This is a genomic window from Prescottella subtropica, from assembly GCF_005434945.1.
GTDB lineage: Bacteria > Actinomycetota > Actinomycetes > Mycobacteriales > Mycobacteriaceae > Prescottella > Prescottella subtropica.
This window is the reverse complement of the sequence record NZ_SKCH01000007.1, coordinates 11,699-30,259: the sequence shown is the minus strand read 5'-3', so window position 1 is coordinate 30,259 and position 18,561 is coordinate 11,699. Positions and strand designations below refer to the sequence as shown.

The following is an 18,561-nucleotide window of genomic DNA, read 5'->3' as shown; positions in this document are numbered from 1 at the left end:
TCACGACACGTCCTCGACGTCACTTGCCGGACGCGGCGGCGTCGTCGGCAGCAGTTCACGCGCCCCCGCCGAGTTACGGACCGCGAGGACCCGCTGGAACACGGTGACGACGCTCGCGGCCGCGAGGAACCACATCGCGACGTACACCGCCCAGTGCAGCCAGCCGATGCCGTAGTGCCCGGCGATACCGGTCAACCCGGCACCGACCAGCACGATGACCAGCCGGTCCGGGCGCTCGATCAGGCCACCGTCGGCGGACAGGCCACTGGCCTCCGCGCGGGCCTTCGCATACGAGATGACCTGCGAGGTCACCAGGCAGATCAGGGTCGCGGCCAGCAGCGGTTTGCTGTCCTCGTGGTAGACCGCCCACCACGCCAGACCCGCGAAGATCGCGCCGTCGGCGACCCGGTCGCACGTCGCGTCGAGCACGGCACCGTAGCGGGTGCCGCCGCCGCGGGCACGGGCCATCGCCCCGTCGAGCATGTCGAACATCACGAAGAACCAGATCAGCATGGTTCCCCAGAACAGATGCCCGGACGGGAACAGCGTGAGCGCACCCGCGACGCTCGCGACGGTGCCGACGATCGTCACCGTGTCGGGGGTGAGCCCGGTCTTCACCAGGGCCTGCCCCATCGGCGCCGTCACCTTGGACACAGAGGCGCGTCCGAAGAAACTCAGCACGCTGTTCCCCCCCTACCGCGCCGGCTGTGAATCACGCGTTCCAGGCTTCCGCGAGCAGCGCCCGCGTCTCGCGGAGCAACTGCGGCATCACCTTCACACCACCGAGGACGGTGATGAAGTTCGCGTCACCACCCCAGCGCGGCACGATGTGCTGGTGCAGGTGCTCGGCGAGCGAACCACCCGCCGCCGCACCGAGATTGAGGCCGACGTTGAACGCGTCCGGATTCGACACCCGCTTGATGACGCGGATCGCCTGCTGCGTGAACGCCATCAACTCGGCGCTCTCCTCCGGCGTCAGATCCTCGAGCGCCGCGACCTTGCGGTACGGCACCACCATCAGATGGCCCGGGTTGTACGGGTACAGGTTGAGCACCGCGTACACGTGCTCGCCGCGCGCGACGATCAACCCTTCCTCGTCGCTCATCTTCGGGATCGCCGTGAACGGACCCTCGTCGGACGCGGCGGTCTTCGGGGCCTCCGCGATGTACGACATGCGGTGCGGCGACCACAGCCGCTGCAACCGGTCCGGGTCACCGGGGCCGGTGTCGACGAGGGTGCCGTGGTCCGTGTCGCCGTTCGCCTGGTCCGTCACTACGCACCACCGAGCAGTTCCGCCGTGGGCGACGCGTTCTCGCGCCGCGCGATCCAATCGGCGATCGTGGCGACGGCCTGCGCGACGGGCACCCCGTTGACCTGGGTGCCGTCCCGGAACCGGAAGCTCACCGCGCCGGCCTCGACGTCCCGCTCTCCGGCGAGCAGCATGAACGGCACCTTCGCGGTGGTGTGGTTGCGGATCTTCTTCTGCATGCGGTCGTCGCTGACGTCGACCTCGGCGCGCACCCCGAGCTTCTTCAGCTGCTTCACGACGTCGAACAGGTGGTCCTCGAACGCCTCCGCTACCGGGATGCCGACCACCTGGACAGGCGCGAGCCACGCCGGGAACGCACCCGCGTAGTGCTCGGTGAGCACGCCGAAGAACCGTTCGATCGATCCGAACAGCGCACGGTGGATCATCACCGGACGGTGCTTGGCACCGTCGGTGCCGGTGTACTCGAGCTCGAACCGCTCCGGCAGGTTGAAGTCCAGCTGGATCGTCGACATCTGCCAGCTGCGGCCCAGCGCGTCCTGCACCTGCACCGAGATCTTCGGGCCGTAGAACGCGGCGCCACCCGGATCCGGCACCAGGTTCAGGCCGGACGCCTCACCGACCTCACGCAGCGTCTCGGTCGCGGTCTCCCACAGCTCGTCGCTGCCGACGAACTTGTCCGGATTCTTGGTCGACAGCTCGAGGTAGTAGTCGTCGAGGCCGTAGTCCTTGAGCACGTCCAGAATGAAGCGCAGAACGCTGGTGAGTTCGTCGCGCATCTGCTCGGGGGTGCAGAAGATGTGCGCGTCGTCCTGCGTCATGCCGCGCACGCGGGTCAGTCCGTGCACGACGCCCGACTTCTCGTAGCGGTAGACCGAACCGAACTCGAACATGCGCAGCGGCAGCTCCCGGTACGACCGGCCCCGCGAACGGAAGATCAGGTCGTGCATCGGGCAGTTCATCGGCTTGAGGTAGTAGTCCTGGCCCGGCTTGCGCACCGTGCCGTCCTCGTTGCGCTCCTCGTCGATGTGCATCGCCGGGAACATGCCGTCGCGGTACCAGTCGAGGTGACCGGACACCTCGTACAGATGCCCCTTGGTGATGTGCGGGGTGTTGACGAAGTCGTAGCCGGCCTCGACGTGCCGTTGCCGCGAGTAGTTCTCCATCTCCTGGCGGATGATGCCGCCCTTGGGGTGGAACACCGGCAGACCCGAGCCCAGCTCGTCCGGGAACGAGAACAGATCCAGTTCGGCGCCGAGCTTGCGGTGGTCGCGGCGCTCCGCCTCGGCGAGCAGCTCGAGATGCTTGTCGAGAGCCTCGGACGACTCCCACGCGGTGCCGTAGACGCGCTGCAGCTGCGCGTTCTCCTGATTGCCGCGCCAGTACGCCGCCGAACTGCGGGTGATCTTGAATGCCGGGATGAACTTGGTGGTCGGAATGTGCGGGCCGCGGCACAGGTCCTTCCAGATCACCTCGCCGGTGCGCGGATTGAGGTTGTCGTAGATCGTCAGCTCGTTGCCGCCGACCTCCATCACCTCGGGATCGTCGATCCCCGACTTGTCACTGATCAGCTCGATCTTGAACGGCTCGTTCGCCAGCTCGACGCGGGCGTCCTCGATGTCCTCGACGACACGGCGGGAGAACCGCTGCGCATCCTTGACGATCTTCTTCATCCGCTTCTCGAGACGCGCCAGATCCTCCGGGGTGAACGGCTCCGCGACCTGGAAGTCGTAGTAGAAGCCGTCCTTGATCGGCGGGCCGATGCCCAGCTTGGCGTCCGGGAACTCCTGCTGGACGGCCTGCGCCAGCACGTGCGCGCACGAGTGCCGGATGACACTGCGGCCGTCCTCGGTGTCGGCGGCGACGGCCTCCACCTCGGCATCGGTCTCCGGCGTCCACGACAGGTCCTTGAGGTTGCCGTCTACGTCACGGACGACGACGATCGTGTCGGGCCCCTTCGTCGGGAGGCCGGCTTCCCGGACTGCCGCGCCCGCGGTCGTCCCGGCGGGCACCCGGACGCGTGCGGCTGGGGTAACGGATGCGGGCGTGGTCACGGCGATGCGCTCCTAGGTATGAGGATGTGCCCCGGTTCCGGGGCGATCCCATGCTATCGGCACCGTGCCGCGTGGAGTGGAGGCGTACCGCCGCCGCGGATGTCGGGGCCGATCCGCCGGCGGCGTCGCAGAGGTTGTCGCAGGGGTTGTCGAACCGTCGCAGACCGATTCCCTGCGCACACGGTCTGGGCAGTCACAGAACCCCTGCGACGACAACCTCGGCAGAGGAACGAGACAACCCCCGACCGGCGAACCGATCGGGGGTTGTCGTGTGTGGTCCCGGCTGGGATCGAACCAGCGACCTTCCGCGTGTGAAGCGGACGCTCTCCCACTGAGCCACGGGACCGAACCGCGCCGAATGCTCGCGGTCGAACGAGACGAAACACTAACACCTACCATCGCTGAACACGAATCCCCAGGTCACGACCGTTGCAGCACTGTCGGGCGCATACCGGCCGGCCGTCTCGCGCGCGTACACACACGCGAGCACGGGCGCACTTCAGCTCTCCGACGCCGCGCCGGCCTCGCACTGCCGACTGAAGGGTCCCTTCAGCTCCCAGGGGCGTACGAGGGGTCCCTTCAGCCGTCGCGGCGCGGAATGTTCACCGTTCACCGGTTGAGCCCGTCCGACTACCTGCCGCAATGGCACTTCTACACGCTCTTTTCTGCCGTTGACCTGCTGATTTGTGCCTTTCTCGAATGGTCCGCTAATGTTCTCACCGCACCGGGGAAGCGGAAACGCCCCGCCGGAGCAAATGCGGATGTAGCGCAGCTGGTAGCGCATCACCTTGCCAAGGTGAGGGTCGCGGGTTCGAATCCCGTCATCCGCTCGAGAGGTTGGACTCGACCTTTTATGGTGGAGTGGCCGAGTGGTGAGGCAACGGCCTGCAAAGCCGTGCACACGGGTTCGATTCCCGTCTCCACCTCGCGCGATTAGCTCAGCGGGAGAGCGCTTCCCTGACACGGAAGAGGTCACTGGTTCAATCCCAGTATCGCGCACCAAGTTTCTCGGCAGTACGCTGTCGAGGGACTTGAATGTTAGACATGCGGATGTAGCGCAGCTGGTAGCGCATCACCTTGCCAAGGTGAGGGTCGCGGGTTCGAATCCCGTCATCCGCTCCACGATCGGCCCCTGTGGCCGGTCTGCACGACCCGCGCGATTAGCTCAGCGGGAGAGCGCTTCCCTGACACGGAAGAGGTCACTGGTTCAATCCCAGTATCGCGCACCACACACGAAAGGCACCTCCACTCGGAGGTGCCTTTCGTCGTTTCTCACCGGTTCCGGCGGGCGACCAGTTCGCGTTGCAGCCACCGGTAGGAGTCCTTCGGGGTGCGGGTGAGTGTGTCGTAGTCCACGTGGACGAGTCCGAAGCGTTCCCGGTAGCCGGCGGCCCATTCGAAGTTGTCGAGGATCGACCACACGAAGTAGCCGCGCACGTCGACGCCGGCGTCCATCGCGGCGCGGACCGCGGCGAGGTGTTCGGCGTGGTAGGCGATGCGACGGTCGTCACGGACCCGGCCGCCGGCGTCGGGTGCCGGGTCGTGGAACGAGCAACCGCTCTCGGTGATGTGGATCGGGGGCAGTGCGGCGCCGTAGCGGTCCCGGAAGATCTCGAGGATCTCGCGCAGGCCGTCGGGGACGATGGGCCAGCCGAAGTCGGTGCGCGGATATCCGTCGAGCGCCACGGGCGCGAACGGCATTCCGGGTGGCAGATCCACCTCGAGCACCCCGGACGTGCCCTCCCCGTCGCCGGGTGCGGCGATGCGCGTCGGCTCGTAGTAGTTGATGCCGAACCAGTCGAGAGGTTGCGCGATCACGGCCAGGTCGTCGTCGACGGGTCCGGTGAGGATCGCGGCGAGTTCGTCGGCCGGATACTTGCCGAGCAGGATCGGGTCGGCGAACGTCCAGTTCACGATGTGGTCGTAGATGTCGGCGGCCTCCACATCGGCGTCCGTGTCCGACGCCGGGTGCACGGGGGCGTGATTCGACGCGATCCCGATGTTGCTGCAGCCGGCGGCGCGTAGCGCCTGCACCGCCAGGCCGTGTCCGAGCAGTTGGTGGTGCGCGGCCTGCAGTGCCCCGAACCCGAGTTCGAGGCCGGGGGCGTGCACGCCGAGCGCGTGCCCGTAGAGGGTGTGGACGACGGGTTCGTTGAGCGGCATCCACATGCCGACGCGGTCGCCGAGTCGCTCCCCCACGATCGTCGCGTAGTCCGCGAGCCGGTGCGCCGTCTCCCGACTGCACCAGCCACCGGCGTCCTGCAGGGTTTGCGGCAGGTCCCAGTGGAACAGGGTGACCGCGGGTGTGATTCCGGCGGAACACAGTTCGTCGATCAGCCGGTCGTAGAAGTCGAGTCCCGCCGCGTTGACCGCGCCGGCGCCGTCGGGCTGGATCCGCGGCCACGCGATCGACAGCCGGTAGGCGTCGACGCCGAGGTCGCGGATGAGGGCGACGTCCTCGCGGTAGCGGTGGTAGTGGTCGGTTGCGATGTCCCCGGTCTCGCCGCCGGCGACCTTGCCGGGCCTGCGGCAGAACTCGTCCCAGATGGATCGGCCGCGGCCGCCCTCGTCGACCGCCCCCTCGATCTGATAGGCCGCTGCCGCGACACCGAACAGGAAATTGTCGGGAAACTCCGGTAGAGACTGTTGTGCCGCCATGATGTGCAGTGAAGCAGAGAACGCCACGAAACGGAGCACAATATTGGACACTCGTCCAGTGATACGAAACACGGATACCCCCGGCCGCGCCCGGATCTCGGCCTCGATCGCCTTCGGTCTGCAGGGATTCCTGCTGGCCGTGCTGCTCACGCAGCTCCCCCAGTTCAAGGAGAACCTCGGATTCGGTGACACCCTGGTCGCGGCGACCGTCGTCGGGATCTCCGTCGTCGCGGGTGTCGGCAGTGTCGTGGCCGAGCAACTCGCGAAGGCCACGTCGAGCCGGACGACACTGAGGACCGGGCTGGTCGTGATCGCAGCCGGTGGTGCCGTCATCGCGCTCGCCGGATCGACGCCGGCGTTCCTGGCGGCGTTCGCGCTGTACGGGATCGGGCTCGGCATCGTGGATGCGGCCGCGAACATGCAGGCCGTGTCGATCCAGCACGCCTACGGGCGGGTGATCCTGTCGTCGTTCCATGCGTCGTGGAGTGTCGGTGCGATCGTCGGCGCCGGATACGTCGCGGCCTGCTCGGCGCTGGATCTGTCGGTGGCGGTGTCGGTGATCGTCGCGGCCGTGGTGGTCGCCGGATGCTGCGCGTGGATCGGGCCGCACCTGTTGCGCACCGGGCACGAGCGGGCGGCCGCGGGGTCGGCGGCCGCACCGCTGTCGGTGCCGATGCGCCCGTTCCTGGCGCTCGGTGTCGCGATGCTGCTGTTCTATGCCATCGACTTCGGGATCGGCACCTACTCGCCGCTGTACCTCAAGGAGGTGCTGCTGTCCGATGCGGGCACCGCCGCCCTCGCGATGGGCGCCTACCAGGTGACGGCACTGATCTCGCGGCTCACCGGCGACCATTGGGTGCGCCGGTTCGGGGAGACCGCGGTGGTGCGGGCCGGTGCCGCGATCAGCGTCGTCGGCCTGCTGATCGCGGTCCTCGCCCCGAGCCCGGTCGTCGCGATCGTCGGATTCTTCGTCGTGGGTCTGGGTGCGCCGGTCATCGCGCCGCTCAGTTTCAGTGCGGCCGGACGGTTGGCCCCGCCGGAGCAGACGGACGCCGTCGTCGCCCGGATCAACCTGTTCAACTATGCGGGCACGATCGTCGCCGGCGGGGTGATCGGCGGTGTCGCGGCCGTCACCGACCTGCGGATCGGGTTCGTGGTGCCGCTGCTGTTCGCCGTCGTGCTGTTCGCGCTGGCCCCGGCGTTCGCGCCGCGCCGGACCGGTGCGTCACCGGAGGATGGTGTACTTACCGGGACCGACCCGACCCTGCCCGAGGCGACCCCGAGGTGACACCGTGACGATTTCCGTGGACCGCGCCGGACTGTGGGACGCGGAGGCGCTCGCCGACGTCGCCGCGGTGACCTTCCCGTTGGCGTGCCCGCCGCACGCGACGCAGGAGGACATCGAGGCGTTCATCGACGACGTGCTCTCGGCGGAGAAGTTCTCCGAATACCTCACCGATCCGGCGCGGACGGTCCTCGAGGCGACTGCGGGCGGCGAGATCGTCGGCTACGTGATGCTCGTGGAGGGCATGCCCGACGACCACGACATCCGGTCCGCGGTGTCGCTGCAGCCGACCATGGAGATCAGCAAGCTCTACGTGCTGCCGGACCGGCACGGGTCGGGGGTGGCGGCGGCGCTCATGGAGGCGGCGGTGAAATACGCCCGGGACGCGGACTGCACCGGGGTGTGGCTCGGCGTCAACCAGGAGAACGTGCGGGCGCAGAAGTTCTACATCAAACACGGGTTCGAGAAGGTCGGGACGAAAACCTTCCGGGTGGGTAGCCGGACCCACCACGACTTCGTGATGCAGCGCGGCCTGTAGCCGCGCCGCATCACGTGAGCCGGTGGTTCAGGCTGCGACCTCGAAACGCGAGAGCGCGAGCAGACGCGACATGGCGCGCAGGTACTTCTTGCGGTAGCCGCCGGCGACCATCTCGGGGGTGAAGATCTCGTCGAGCTTCGCGCCGGACACGGTGACCGGGATGCTGGCGTCGTACAGGCGGTCGGCGAGGACGACGAGACGCAGCGCGACGGACTGGTCGGCGGCCGGATGGACACCCTTGATGAACACTGCCGGGACGCCCTCGACGAGCTTGCCGTAGCGGGACGGGTGCAGCGTGCTCAGGTGCGCGCACAGCTCGTCGAAGTCGTCGAGGGTGGCACCGTCGATGGACTCCGCGCGGGCGATCAGGTCGGCGTCGTCGGTGGGTTCCGGGGCCGGCGGCAGGTCGCGGTGCCGGTAGTCGGGGCCGTCGACGCGGAGGGTTTCGAAGATCGAGCCGAGCTTCTTGATCTCACGCAGGAAGTCCTGTGCGGCGAACCGGCCCTCGCCGAGCTGGCCGGGCAGCGTGTTCGACGTCGCGACGATCGACACGCCGCGCGCCGACAGTTCGGTGAGCAGCCGGGACACGAGCATGGTGTCGCCCGGATCGTCGAGCTCGAACTCGTCGATGCACAGCACCGAATGCTGGGACAGTTCCTCGACGGCCCGGTTGAAGCCGAGCGCGCCGACGACGTGCGTCAGCTCGACGAACGTGCCGAACGCCTTGGGCGACGGGGAGCTGTGGAAGATCGACGCGAGCAGGTGGGTCTTGCCGACACCGAAGCCGCCGTCGAGGTACAGACCGGCACCGGACTGCTGTGTCTTGCGTCCGAACAGGCCACGCCGGCCGCCGCCGCGGATCTTGCCGACCTTCGCGGAGAACTCCTCGGCCTTGACGACCGCGGCCGCCTGGCTGGGTTCCTTGGGGTCGGGAATGTAGGACGCGAAGCTGACCTCGTCGAACATCGCCGGGGGCACCATCTGGGCAACCAATTGATCGGCCGGCACCACCGGATTGCGATCGACAAGACGTGCATGCATGCACCGAGCGTATCGACGTGCTGTGATCGATCACGTGCAGCGTCTGGATAATGCGACCTACTTCACAAGAAACGAGCCGCTCGGCGACGAGGATCTGCGTTCACTCTACGGGTATCCGTCCGGCCGGGGCAGGCCGTGGCTGCGGGTGAATTTCGTGTCCAGCATCGACGGGGCGGTGGCAGTCGACGGGGCGAGCGCGGGACTGGGCACACCCGCCGACCAACGGGTGTTCGGGATTCTGCGGGAGCTGGCCGACGCGGTCGTCGTCGGCGGCGGGACGGCCCGCGCCGAGGACTACGGCGGCGCCCGGATGTCGGCCGCCGAGGTGGAGCGGCGACGGTCGCGGGGACAGTCGGACGTGCCGCCGATCGTGGTGGTGACCGCGAGCGGACGCCTCGATCCGGGGTCGCGGCTGTTCACCGACACGGTCGTGGCGCCGATCGTGCTGACGTCCGCGCGAGCCGACGCCGGACAGTTGACGCGACTGCAGGACGCGGGCGCGGAGGTGGCGGTGATCGCCGACGCCGCGGTCGGTGGCCGGGAGCTGGTGGCGACCCTGCGCCGGCGCGGCCTGTACCGGGTGCTGTGCGAGGGCGGGCCGGGCCTGTTCGGGGCACTCCTCGCCGACGGTGTCGTCGACGAGGTGTGTCTGACGATGTCGCCGCAGCTGGTGGCCGGGGCCGCCGGGCGGATCGCGGTGTCCCCTGCCGCGTCCCCGACGCCGATGCGGCGCGCCCACGTCCTCGGTGACGACGACGGCACCCTGCTGACCCGGTGGGTCCGGGCCGACGATGCGTGATCGGGCTGGCAGGCTGTCCGGCATGCAGACGGGTGCGCGCAGGATCGGGGTGGCCGCGATCGCCGGGGTGGTGCTCGCGGTCGGGACCGGGTGCGGGGCGGGCCCGTCGTCCCGGCCGGACGTGGCGGTCGTCGAACACGGCGGCGGGTCGACGCCCCGGACGAGCGAGGCACCGCCGGCGCCGGACCTGCGGGCGCCGGTGCACGACCTCGCGTGGACGGACTGCACCACCGCGGCCCTGGCCCCGCTCGGGGTCGGTCCCGGCCCGGACGGTCTCGTCCTCGAGTGCGCCACGTTCACATCCCCGGTCGACACGCCGGCGGCGGGTCCGGCCCGGTCGATCCAGGTGGGTGCCACCCGGGCACGCCTGCCGCGGACACCCCTGGATGCGGCACCGCTCGTGCTCACGTCCGGCGCCGATGCGGCGTCGTCGACCACGCTGGCGGCGCTCGCGACGGGTCCGAGCGCGACGCTGCTCGAACGGCAGCCGATCGTCGCGGTCGACCGGCGCGGGTTCGGGGCGTCGACCCCGATCGACTGCGGGGACACCGTCGACCGTCGGGCACTCGCCGATCTGGGCCAGTTCACCGCGGGCGGCGGGTCGGCGGCCGATGCGGTGGCGGCGGCCGGCCGGGACGCGACAGTGGCGTGCACGGATGCGGCGGCGCCGTACGCGCTCGCGTTCGACACCGCGCATGCCGCCGACGATCTCGAGCAGCTGCGCCGGATGTGGCAGGTGGACACGATCGCTCTGCTCGGCACCGGGAACGGCGCCGCGGTGGCGTTGGCGTTCACCGCGAAGTATCCGGAGCGGGTGGGACGGCTGGTGCTCGACGCGCCGGCCGGGACGACCGTCGACGCGGCGACGGCCGCCGAGCACCGCGCGGCCGGGCAGGAGGCGGCGCTGGCCGCGTACGCCCGCCGCTGCGCCGCGCTCGCGTGTGCGCTCGGCGCGGATCCGGTCGCGGCGGTCACCGCGCTGCGGGATCGGGCGGCGGCCGGCGAGCTGGGGACGGTGTCGTCGAGTGCGCTGCTGGCCTCGGTGTCCGGGTTCCTGGGGTCGCCGCGCGGCGACCAGACTGCCCGGGTGCGGGAGCTGGCGGACGTGCTGGCGGCCGCCGACCGAGGTGACGTCGCACCGCTGCAGGGGTTGATCGCGGCGACCGATGCGGTCACCGGGTCCGACGGCCAGTTCGTCGCCCGCTGTTCGGACGGTCAGCAGTGGCCGGGCCCGGGACGCGTCGAGCAGTTGCGGCAGGAGTGGGCGACGACGTATCCGGTGTTCGGTGCGGACGCCGCGCTCGGGTTGCTGCGGTGCGCGGCGTGGCCGGCGACTCCCCCGCCGGCGCTGCCGACCGCCGTTCCGGTCCCGATCCTGGTGTTCGACGGCGCCGCCGACCCGGTCGTCGGCACCGGTGGGCTGTCCACGCTGACCGGCTCCCTCACACTCGCCGGGGCACCGTGGTCGGGGGTGCGGTGGGAGGGGTTCGGGCACCCGGCGACGACGCATTCGGAGTGCGCCCGCGGGCACCTGACCCGTTATCTCGAAGATGCGACGCTGCCGCCGAACGCGGGCGCCTGCCCGGCCTGATCTGGGCCGAGTCCGATTCGGGAGGGTATCCGGTGTACCGTGCCGTGGTGTTCCTTCGACGATTCGAGCCGCGTACCGGACGCACCACCGCCGAGGTCATCAACTTCGCCCTGTGGCCCCTCGCCGTGATGACGGTGATCCACCGGGTCGTCGTCCGGGCCGTCAACGGTGCCTACACCGACGACTACGCGCCGGTCTATCAGGCGGCGCTGCGGTTCCTCAATCGTGAGGACGTCTACACCGCGAACTTCAATTCGGTGGATCCGCACTACCTGTATCCGCCGTCCGGAACCCTGTTGATGGCGCCGATCGCGATCCTCGACCCGGAGAAGTCGCGGTGGCTGTTCATCCTGGTGAACGCGATCGCGGTGATCGCGGCCCTGTATCTGCTGCTCAAGATGTTCGGGCTGGCCCTGGATTCGGTGGCGGCGCCGATCCTGCTGCTGGCCGCGTTCTCCACCGAAACCGTCACGAACACGCTGGTCTTCTCGAACATCAACGGGCTCGTCCTGCTCGGCGAGATCGCGTTCCTGTTCCTGCTGATGCGCCGCAAGGATCTGTGGTCGGGTGCCGCGATCGGTCTGACGTTCGCGGTGAAACCGATCCTGGCGCCGCTGCTGCTGCTGCCGCTGGTGCGCGGCCAGTGGAAGGTGTTCGTCACCGCCGCCGGTATCCCGCTGATCCTGACGGCGGTGGCGTGGCCGCTGGCCGCGGATCCGTGGGCGTTCGTCGAGCACACGCTGCCGTACCTGCTGGAGTCGCGGGACTACTTCAACAGCGCGATCGTCGGCAACGGCACCTACTACGGTCTTCCGCTCGTGATGATCTGGGCGCTGCGCCTGGGCTTCGTCGCGATGGTCGCGGTGTCGCTGTGGCTGCTGTACCGCTACTACCGCCACGACGAACTGTTCTTCGTCACCACGGCGTCCGGTGTGCTCGTGGCCGCATCGTTCCTCATCGGATCGCTCGGCCAGCTGTACTATTCGATGCTGCTGTTCCCACTGGTCATGACGGTGGTGCTGCGGAACTCGGTGCTCCGGAACTGGCCGGCGTGGCTCGCGATCTACGGCGTGTTCGCCGCCGACTCGTGGATCTCGAACCGTTTCCTCGAGGAGGGGCGGGCCGCCGAATACCTCAAGGGCACGATGGGTTGGAGCCTGCTGCTGATCGTGGTGTTCGCGGTCCTGACCAACCGGTACCTCACCGCGAAACGGGAGGGACGCCTCGACCGCGGTATCGACCCGGACTTCCTCGTCGCCGAACGGTCGACCGGACGGGCTAGCGTCGAGGTATGACCGCCTCACATGATGCAGGATTGCCGGAGCCGACCGTCCGCCGGAACGACGGGGAATGGCGGGCGCAGCTGACGCCCGAGGAATACCACGTGCTGCGGCAGGCCGGAACCGAGCCGCCACACGTCGGCGAATACACCGACACCACCGCCGAGGGCGTGTACACGTGCCGCGGCTGCGGGGCCGAACTGTTCCGCAGCAGCGAAAAGTTCGCGTCGCACTGCGGGTGGCCGTCGTTCTTCGACCCCACCGACTCGGACGCCGTCCTGCTGCGCGCCGACAACACGCTCGGCATGCACCGCGTCGAAGTCCTGTGCCGTTCGTGTCACAGCCACCTCGGCCACGTCTTCGAGGGCGAGGGCTACCCCACCCCCACCGACCAGCGGTACTGCATCAACAGCATTTCCCTGACGCTCCAGCCTGCCGGGGACTGAACCGCTCGCTCCCGCTCGCGAGTCGACGCGCCGCGCGCACGATGGCGCGCGCGGGGTGTCATTCTGCGCGCAGCGGCCGTCGGATCGGCGGCTCGAACGCCCGGATCGGCGGCGGTTCCCCGTCGAACTTCTCGATCTGCACCAGGACGTGCTGGCCGGTGCAGCCGTGGGACAGCCGGGAGCTGCCGACGTCGGCGGTGAGCACGTTGGGGTTGCCGTGCACGCACATGCTGTCCGGGTCGGCGGGGTCGAGGGGGTCGTACCAGGCGCCGGTGGACAGTTGCACCACGTGGCGGCGGACGCCGTCGTCGAGGACGGCGCCGGCGAGGCACGCGCCGCGGTCGTTGAACACCCGCACCACGTCCCCGGCGGTGATGCCGCGGGCGGCGGCGTCGTCGGGGTGCATGCGGATCGGTTCGCGGCCACGGATCTTCGACGCCCGGCTGACCGGGCCGTGGTCGAGTTGCCCGTGCAGGCGGGTCTTCGGCTGGTTCGCGATCAGGTGCAGCGGGAACCGGGATGCGCGCTCGCTGCCGAGCCATTCGTCGGGCTCGTACCAGCGGGGGTGGCCGCGGCAGTCGTCGTAGCCGAAACTCTCGACGGTCGCGGAGAAGATCTCGATGCGCCCGCTCGGGGTGCGCAGCGGATTCGCGACCGGGTCGTCGCGGAAGTCGGAGAGCAGGGTGAGCCGGTCCTCGGTGCGCATCCGCACGTGCCCGCGCCGCCGGAACTCGGTGTACGTCGGCGCCTCGACATGCTGCGGGTCGGCGCGCACGAACCCGCGCCACTGCTCGTACAGGTGCTCGATCCACTGCCCGGCGGTGCGGCCCTCGGTGAACCGTTCCCCGAACCCGAGTCGGTGGGCGAGGGCGGCGAACGTGTCGTAGTCGTCGCGGGCCCCGGCGTACCGGGGCACCGCCCGGCTCATGGCGACGAGCAGCGGATCGTTGCGGCTGCACGCGAGGTCGTCGCGCTCGAGGCTCGTGGTGGACGGGACGACGATGTCGGCGTGCCGAGCCATCGGCGTCCAGTACGGGTCGTGCACGACGATCGTGTCCGGACGGCCCAGTGCCCGCCGCAGCCGCGGCAGATTCTGGTGGTGGTGGAACGGGTTACCGCCGGCCCAGTACACGAGCCGGATGTCGGGGTAGGTGTGGCGTCGGCCGTCGTGGTCGAACTCCTCCCCCGGCCGCAGCAGCAGCTCCGAGATCGCGGCGGCCGGGATGAAGTCGTCGACCGGGTTGCTGCCCTGGAACAGGGTGGGCAGCGGGTACGGCACCGGTCCGAGTCCGGGTTCGTTCATCGAGCCGTAGCCGTGCCCGAATCCGCCTCCGGGCACCCCTATCTGTCCGAGCATCGCTGCGAGGGTGATGCCCGCCCACGGCGCCTGTTCGCCGTGCCGGACGCGTTGCAGCGACCACGTGACGGTGACCATGGTGCGGCCGGCGGCCATCCGGCGGGCCAGGGCGGCGATCTGCTCGGCGGGGATCCCGGACAGCGTCGACGCCCACTCCGGGGTCTTCGCGACGCCGTCGCCGGCGCCGAACAGGTAGGTCTCGAAGCGGTCGTAGCCGGTGCAGTAGCGGTGCAGAAAGTCCTTGTCGTGCAACCCTTCCGACGCGAGGACGTATGCGAGGGCGAGCATGAGCGCGACGTCGGTGCCGGGGACGGGGGCGAGCCACTCGTACTCGCCGTGCAGGTCGTCGCGCAGCGGGCTGATCGACACCAGTCGCCCGCCGCGGGCGCGGAGCCGGTCGAGGGCGCCGCGGGTGGGGTGGGCGCTGGTGCCGCCGGATGCGACGGCGGTGTTCTTGACCGGGACCCCGCCGAAGCACACCATCAGGTCGGTGTGCTCGGCGATGACGGTCCAGTCGGTGGCGCGGGCGAACAGCTTCCAGTGGGCGCCGACGACGTGGGGCATGATGACGCCGGTCGCGCCGATCGAATAGTTCTGCACCGAGCGGGTGTAGCCGCCGAGCAGGTTGAGGAAGCGGTGGATCTGGCTCTGGGCATGGTGGAAGCGTCCGGCGCTCGACCATCCGTAGGAGCCGCCGAAGATCGCCCGGTTGCCGTGCTCGTCGACGACGCGTCGCAGCTCGCCCGCCAACAGGTCGTGCAGCTCGTCCCAGGTCACGGGCACGAACTCGTCGGCGCCGCGGACATCCGACGATCCGGGGCCGTGGTCGAGCCAGCCGCGGCGGACGGCGGGGCCGGTGACGCGGGTGCGGTCCCGCACCGATCCGGGCAGGTTCCCCAGGATCGGTGACGGGTCCGCATCGCCCGCGTACGGGTGCACCGCGGTGACGTCGCCGCCGGATGCCTCGACCTCGAACATGCCCCAGTGCGCCATGTGCTGGTGACGACTCCGGGACATCGAGGCAGCCTTACGGCAGTTCGGTGACCAGCTGCTCGACGCTCACGCGCGGGCCGGAGAAGAACGGGGTCTCCTCGCGGACGTGCATGCGGGCTTCGGTGGCGCGCAGGTCGCGCATGAGGTCGACGATGCGGTCCATCGCGGGGGCCTCGAATGCGAGGAGCCATTCGTAGTCGCCGAGCGCGAATGCGGGGACGGTGTTGGCGCGCACGTCCGGGTAGTCGCGGGCTTCCTTGCCGTGGTCGGCGAGCATCTTGCGGCGTTCGGCGTCGGGCAGCAGGTACCACTCGTAGGAGCGGACGAACGGGTAGACGCAGATGTAGTCGCCCGGCTCCTCGCCCGCGACGAACGCCGGCAGGTGGCTCTTGTTGAACTCGGCGGGACGGTGCAGGCACACGTTGGACCACACCGGGTCGCTGGCCTGGCCGAGGTCGGTGGTGCGGCGGAAGTCCTTGTACAGCTTCTGCAGGTCCTCGAGCCGTTCCGCGTGCGTCCAGATCATGTAGTCGGCGTCGGCGCGCAGGCCGGCGACGTCGTAGATGCCGCGCAGTTCGACGTCCGAGTCGGCGTAGGAGTCGAAGAAGTCCTGCGCGTTCTTCACCGCGGCGGCGCGGTCCTCGCCGAGGACACCGGGCTGGGCCTGGAACACGGAGAACATGCCGTAGCGGAGGGTGGAGTTGAGTTTGTCGTAATCGAGGCGTGCCATGGCCTCATCCTGCCACTCGCGCCGCGAGCCGGGTCGCCGCCGTCGTCGCCGACGCGACGCACGCCGGGACCCCCACTCCGTGCAGGTAGGCGCCCGCGACCTCGAGGCCTTCGACGTCCGCGGCGGTCGCCTCGGTCGCGGCGACCCGGCCGAGGTGGCCGGGCGCGTACTGCGGCAGCCCGCCGTGCCAGCGCTGGACGAACGCGTCGACGGGTGCGTCGTCGACGCCGGTGACGGTGGCGAGGTCGGCGCGGGCCCGCGCGATCAGGTCGGTGTCGGGCAGGTCGACGACGGCGGCGTCCCCGAATCGTCCGTACGACGCCCGCACCAGGGTGACGTTCCGTTCCGCGAGGTGCGGCCACTTGCGGCTCGACAGCGTGAACGCCTTGGCGCCCAACGCTTCTCCTGTGGCGACGAGGATGCCGGAGTTCTCCGGCAGTGCCGCGTGCGCCGGGAGGGCGAGCGCGACGACCGCCGACGACGCCAGTTCGATCCCGGAGACCGCGTCGGAGAGGGCGGGTGTGGCGTCGGCGACCAGCTCCGCCACCTGCGGCGCGGGCACGGCGAGAACCACCCCGTCGACCCGGCCGACGGGGTCGAGCCACCAGCCGTCGCCGTCCCGGCGCAGTCCGGTCGCGGCGGTGCCGGTGAGGATGCGGGGGCGGGCCGCGTCGCGCAGGGCCTCGAGCAGGGCGGCGTAGCCGCCGCGCAGCGCCCCGAACACCGGTCCGGGTGCGGGGGTGGGCAGGGCCGCGGCGACCGCCTCGGTGAGGCTCGTCGCCCCGCCGTCGAGGGCGGCGGCGAGCGTCGGTAGCGCGGCCCGGACCCCGATCGATTCGGCCAGGCCCGAGTACACGCCGCCGAGCAGCGGGTCGACGCTGCGGCGCACCACTTGCTCCCCGAACCGGGCGGCCACCAGCGCGGCCACCGACATGTCGGACGCGCGGTCCCACTCCAGCGGCACCGACGGTTCTGCGGTGATGCGGGCGCAGGTGGCGTCGTCGACGAGACCGGCGACGGATGCCGCGGTCGACGGGATACCCATCAGGGTGCGCGTCGGCAGCGGGTGCAGTGCGCCCTGCGACCAGATCAGCGGCTGCCGTCCGGCCGGATACACCAGCTGATCGCCGAGGCCGAGTTCGGCGATCAGATCGGACACCTCGGGCCGGCGGGCGAGGAACGCCTCGGCGCCCACGTCGACCGGCCCGCCCGCGAGCGGGATCGTCCGCAGTTTGCCGCCGAGCCGCATCGTGGCCTCGACGAGCACGATGTCGGCGTCGCCGCCGAGCTGCTGCCGCAGCCGGTAGGCGGCGACGAGACCCGTGACGCCGCCGCCGACGACCGCAACCCTGGTCACAGCGAGTGCACCAGCTCCACGACATCGGTGATCACGGCCGGATCGGTGTCCGGCAGCACCCCGTGCCCGAGGTTGAAGATGTGCCCGGTGGCGCCGGCGGCGAGTGCGGCGTCGGCCTCGCGGCAGATGCGGCGCACCTGCGTTTCGACAGCGTCCCGGCCGGCGAACAGCACCGCCGGATCGAGGTTGCCCTGCAGTCCCTTGCCCGGTCCGACGCGGCGGGCCGCGACGTCGAGGGGGATACGCCAGTCGACGCCGACGACGTCCGCGCCGGCCTCCCCCATCGCGCCGAGCAGCTCGCCGGTGCCGACCCCGAAGTGGATGCGCGGCACACCCGCGGACGCGACCTCCGCGAACACCCGCTCGGAGTGCGGGAACACGAACTGCCGGTACTCGGCGAGGGACAGCGCCCCGGCCCACGAGTCGAACAGCTGCACCGCGTCGACACCGGCGTGCAGCTGCGCCTGCAGGAACGCGATCGTGATGTCGGTGATGCGTCCCAGCAGCGTGTGCCACGTCTTCGGGTCGGCGTGCATGAGCGCCTTGGTGCGCTCGTGGTTACGGCTCGGGCCGCCCTCGACGAGGTACGACGCGAGCGTGAACGGGGCACCGGCGAACCCGATCAGTGGGGTGTCCCCGAGTTCGGTGGTCAGCAGCCGCACTGCGCGGGCGACGGCGCCGACCTCGTCGGGCACGAGCCGCGGCAGCGCGTCGACATCCGCGACCGTCCGCACCGGGTTCGCGACGACCGGGCCGACACCGGCGACGATGTCGAGGTCGATGCCGGCGGCCTTGAGGGGGACGACGATGTCGGAGAACAGGATCGCCGCGTCCACCTTGTGCCGGCGCACCGGCTGCATCGTGATCTCGCAGACCAGTTCCGGGTCGAAGCAGGATTCGAGCATGCCGACCCCGGCGCGGATCTCCCGGTACTCGGGCAGCGACCGTCCGGCCTGCCGCATGAACCACACCGGCCGATGCTTCGGGGCGCGGCCGGTGGCCGCCGCCAGCAACGGTGCGTCGTCGAGAACTCGTCGGGACGGGTAGTCGACGCGCCCCGCCATACCTGCGTTCGTATCTTCCAAGCCGCTCACGCGGTTCATGCTGCCATGACCGGGCGCGTCCGGAGAATCGGCGCGCCTCCCCCGCCCCACCAGGAGTGGCG

15 protein-coding genes and 6 tRNA genes are annotated in these 18,561 nt (G+C 70.1%); 11 read left to right on the top strand and 10 right to left on the bottom strand.

What is annotated here, in order from left to right:
• From pgsA to E0497_RS08970, 4 genes are all read right to left on the bottom strand, one after another.
• Positions 1-681, bottom strand: a complete 681-nt coding sequence (gene pgsA, locus E0497_RS08985) for a phosphatidylinositol phosphate synthase (protein ID WP_137724448.1) — start codon at positions 679-681, stop codon at positions 1-3.
• Positions 682-712: 31 nt separating this feature from the next.
• On the bottom strand, positions 713-1,273 hold the full coding sequence (locus E0497_RS08980) for an ATP adenylyltransferase (protein WP_137724447.1): 561 nt from the start codon (positions 1,271-1,273) through the stop codon (positions 713-715).
• Positions 1,273-3,321: a threonine--tRNA ligase gene (thrS, locus tag E0497_RS08975; RefSeq protein WP_137724446.1), complete on the bottom strand. Its 2,049-nt coding sequence runs from the start codon at positions 3,319-3,321 to the stop codon at positions 1,273-1,275. The genes E0497_RS08980 and thrS overlap by 1 nt, the downstream gene beginning before the upstream one ends.
• A 274-nt stretch (positions 3,322-3,595) precedes the next feature.
• Positions 3,596-3,667, bottom strand: a tRNA-Val gene (locus tag E0497_RS08970).
• Positions 3,668-4,078: 411 nt separating this feature from the next.
• Here E0497_RS08970 and E0497_RS08965 point away from each other — a divergent pair.
• The 5 genes from E0497_RS08965 (at position 4,079) to E0497_RS08945 (ending at position 4,550) form a co-directional block, all read left to right on the top strand.
• Positions 4,079-4,151: transfer RNA gene (locus E0497_RS08965), tRNA-Gly, on the top strand.
• Between the two features lie 25 nt (positions 4,152-4,176).
• Positions 4,177-4,247, top strand: a tRNA-Cys gene (locus E0497_RS08960).
• Position 4,248: 1 nt separating this feature from the next.
• Positions 4,249-4,323 (top strand) — tRNA-Val (locus E0497_RS08955).
• Positions 4,324-4,367: 44 nt separating this feature from the next.
• A tRNA-Gly gene (locus tag E0497_RS08950) sits at positions 4,368-4,443 on the top strand.
• Positions 4,444-4,475: 32 nt separating this feature from the next.
• Positions 4,476-4,550 (top strand) — tRNA-Val (locus tag E0497_RS08945).
• 43 nt (positions 4,551-4,593) lie between these two features.
• On the opposite strand, the gene E0497_RS08940 is transcribed toward E0497_RS08945, so the two are convergent.
• Positions 4,594-5,979, bottom strand: a complete 1,386-nt coding sequence (locus tag E0497_RS08940; protein WP_137724445.1) for a GH1 family beta-glucosidase — start codon at positions 5,977-5,979, stop codon at positions 4,594-4,596.
• A gap of 58 nt (positions 5,980-6,037) precedes the next feature.
• Here E0497_RS08940 and E0497_RS08935 point away from each other — a divergent pair, with 58 nt between their 5' ends.
• Complete coding sequence (locus tag E0497_RS08935; RefSeq protein WP_241665807.1) at positions 6,038-7,267, top strand: MFS transporter; 1,230 nt, start codon at positions 6,038-6,040, stop codon at positions 7,265-7,267.
• 4 nt (positions 7,268-7,271) lie between these two features.
• Positions 7,272-7,802: a GNAT family N-acetyltransferase gene (locus E0497_RS08930; RefSeq protein ID WP_137724444.1), complete on the top strand. Its 531-nt coding sequence runs from the start codon at positions 7,272-7,274 to the stop codon at positions 7,800-7,802.
• A gap of 27 nt (positions 7,803-7,829) precedes the next feature.
• On the opposite strand, the gene zapE is transcribed toward E0497_RS08930, so the two are convergent.
• Positions 7,830-8,843 (bottom strand): cell division protein ZapE, encoded by a 1,014-nt coding sequence (gene zapE, locus E0497_RS08925; RefSeq protein ID WP_137724443.1) that lies wholly within the window; start codon positions 8,841-8,843, stop codon positions 7,830-7,832.
• 22 nt (positions 8,844-8,865) lie between these two features.
• On the opposite strand from zapE, the gene E0497_RS08920 reads away from it, so the two are divergent.
• The 4 genes from E0497_RS08920 to msrB are packed head-to-tail and all read left to right on the top strand — an operon-like array spanning position 8,866 to position 12,959.
• Positions 8,866-9,642, top strand: coding sequence for a pyrimidine reductase family protein (locus E0497_RS08920; RefSeq protein ID WP_137724442.1), 777 nt, complete (start codon positions 8,866-8,868; stop codon positions 9,640-9,642).
• A 22-nt stretch (positions 9,643-9,664) separates the two neighbouring features.
• The gene (locus E0497_RS08915) at positions 9,665-11,233 is read left to right on the top strand and encodes an alpha/beta hydrolase (RefSeq protein ID WP_241665806.1); all 1,569 of its coding nucleotides are present in this window, start codon (positions 9,665-9,667) and stop codon (positions 11,231-11,233) included.
• Between the two features lie 47 nt (positions 11,234-11,280).
• On the top strand, positions 11,281-12,528 hold the full coding sequence (locus tag E0497_RS08910) for a glycosyltransferase family 87 protein (RefSeq protein ID WP_421958323.1): 1,248 nt from the start codon (positions 11,281-11,283) through the stop codon (positions 12,526-12,528).
• A complete protein-coding gene (gene msrB, locus E0497_RS08905) occupies positions 12,525-12,959 on the top strand; it encodes a peptide-methionine (R)-S-oxide reductase MsrB (RefSeq protein WP_137724439.1) in 435 nt (144 codons plus the stop codon). The genes E0497_RS08910 and msrB overlap by 4 nt, the downstream gene beginning before the upstream one ends.
• Before the next feature lie 58 nt (positions 12,960-13,017).
• On the opposite strand, the gene E0497_RS08900 is transcribed toward msrB, so the two are convergent.
• From E0497_RS08900 to hemE, 4 genes are read right to left on the bottom strand one after another with little or no spacing between them, the layout of a single operon-like run.
• Positions 13,018-15,309: a molybdopterin-dependent oxidoreductase gene (locus E0497_RS08900; RefSeq protein WP_137724576.1), complete on the bottom strand. Its 2,292-nt coding sequence runs from the start codon at positions 15,307-15,309 to the stop codon at positions 13,018-13,020.
• A 34-nt stretch (positions 15,310-15,343) separates the two neighbouring features.
• Positions 15,344-16,039 (bottom strand): hydrogen peroxide-dependent heme synthase, encoded by a 696-nt coding sequence (hemQ, locus tag E0497_RS08895; RefSeq protein WP_137724438.1) that lies wholly within the window; start codon positions 16,037-16,039, stop codon positions 15,344-15,346.
• 4 nt (positions 16,040-16,043) lie between these two features.
• A complete protein-coding gene (locus tag E0497_RS08890) occupies positions 16,044-17,396 on the bottom strand; it encodes a protoporphyrinogen oxidase (RefSeq protein WP_137724437.1) in 1,353 nt (450 codons plus the stop codon).
• Entirely contained in the window at positions 17,393-18,460 is a 1,068-nt protein-coding gene (hemE, locus tag E0497_RS08885; protein ID WP_137724575.1) for a uroporphyrinogen decarboxylase, read from the bottom strand. Before hemE ends, E0497_RS08890 begins: the two co-directional genes overlap by 4 nt.
• Positions 18,461-18,561: the final 101 nt, after the last annotated feature.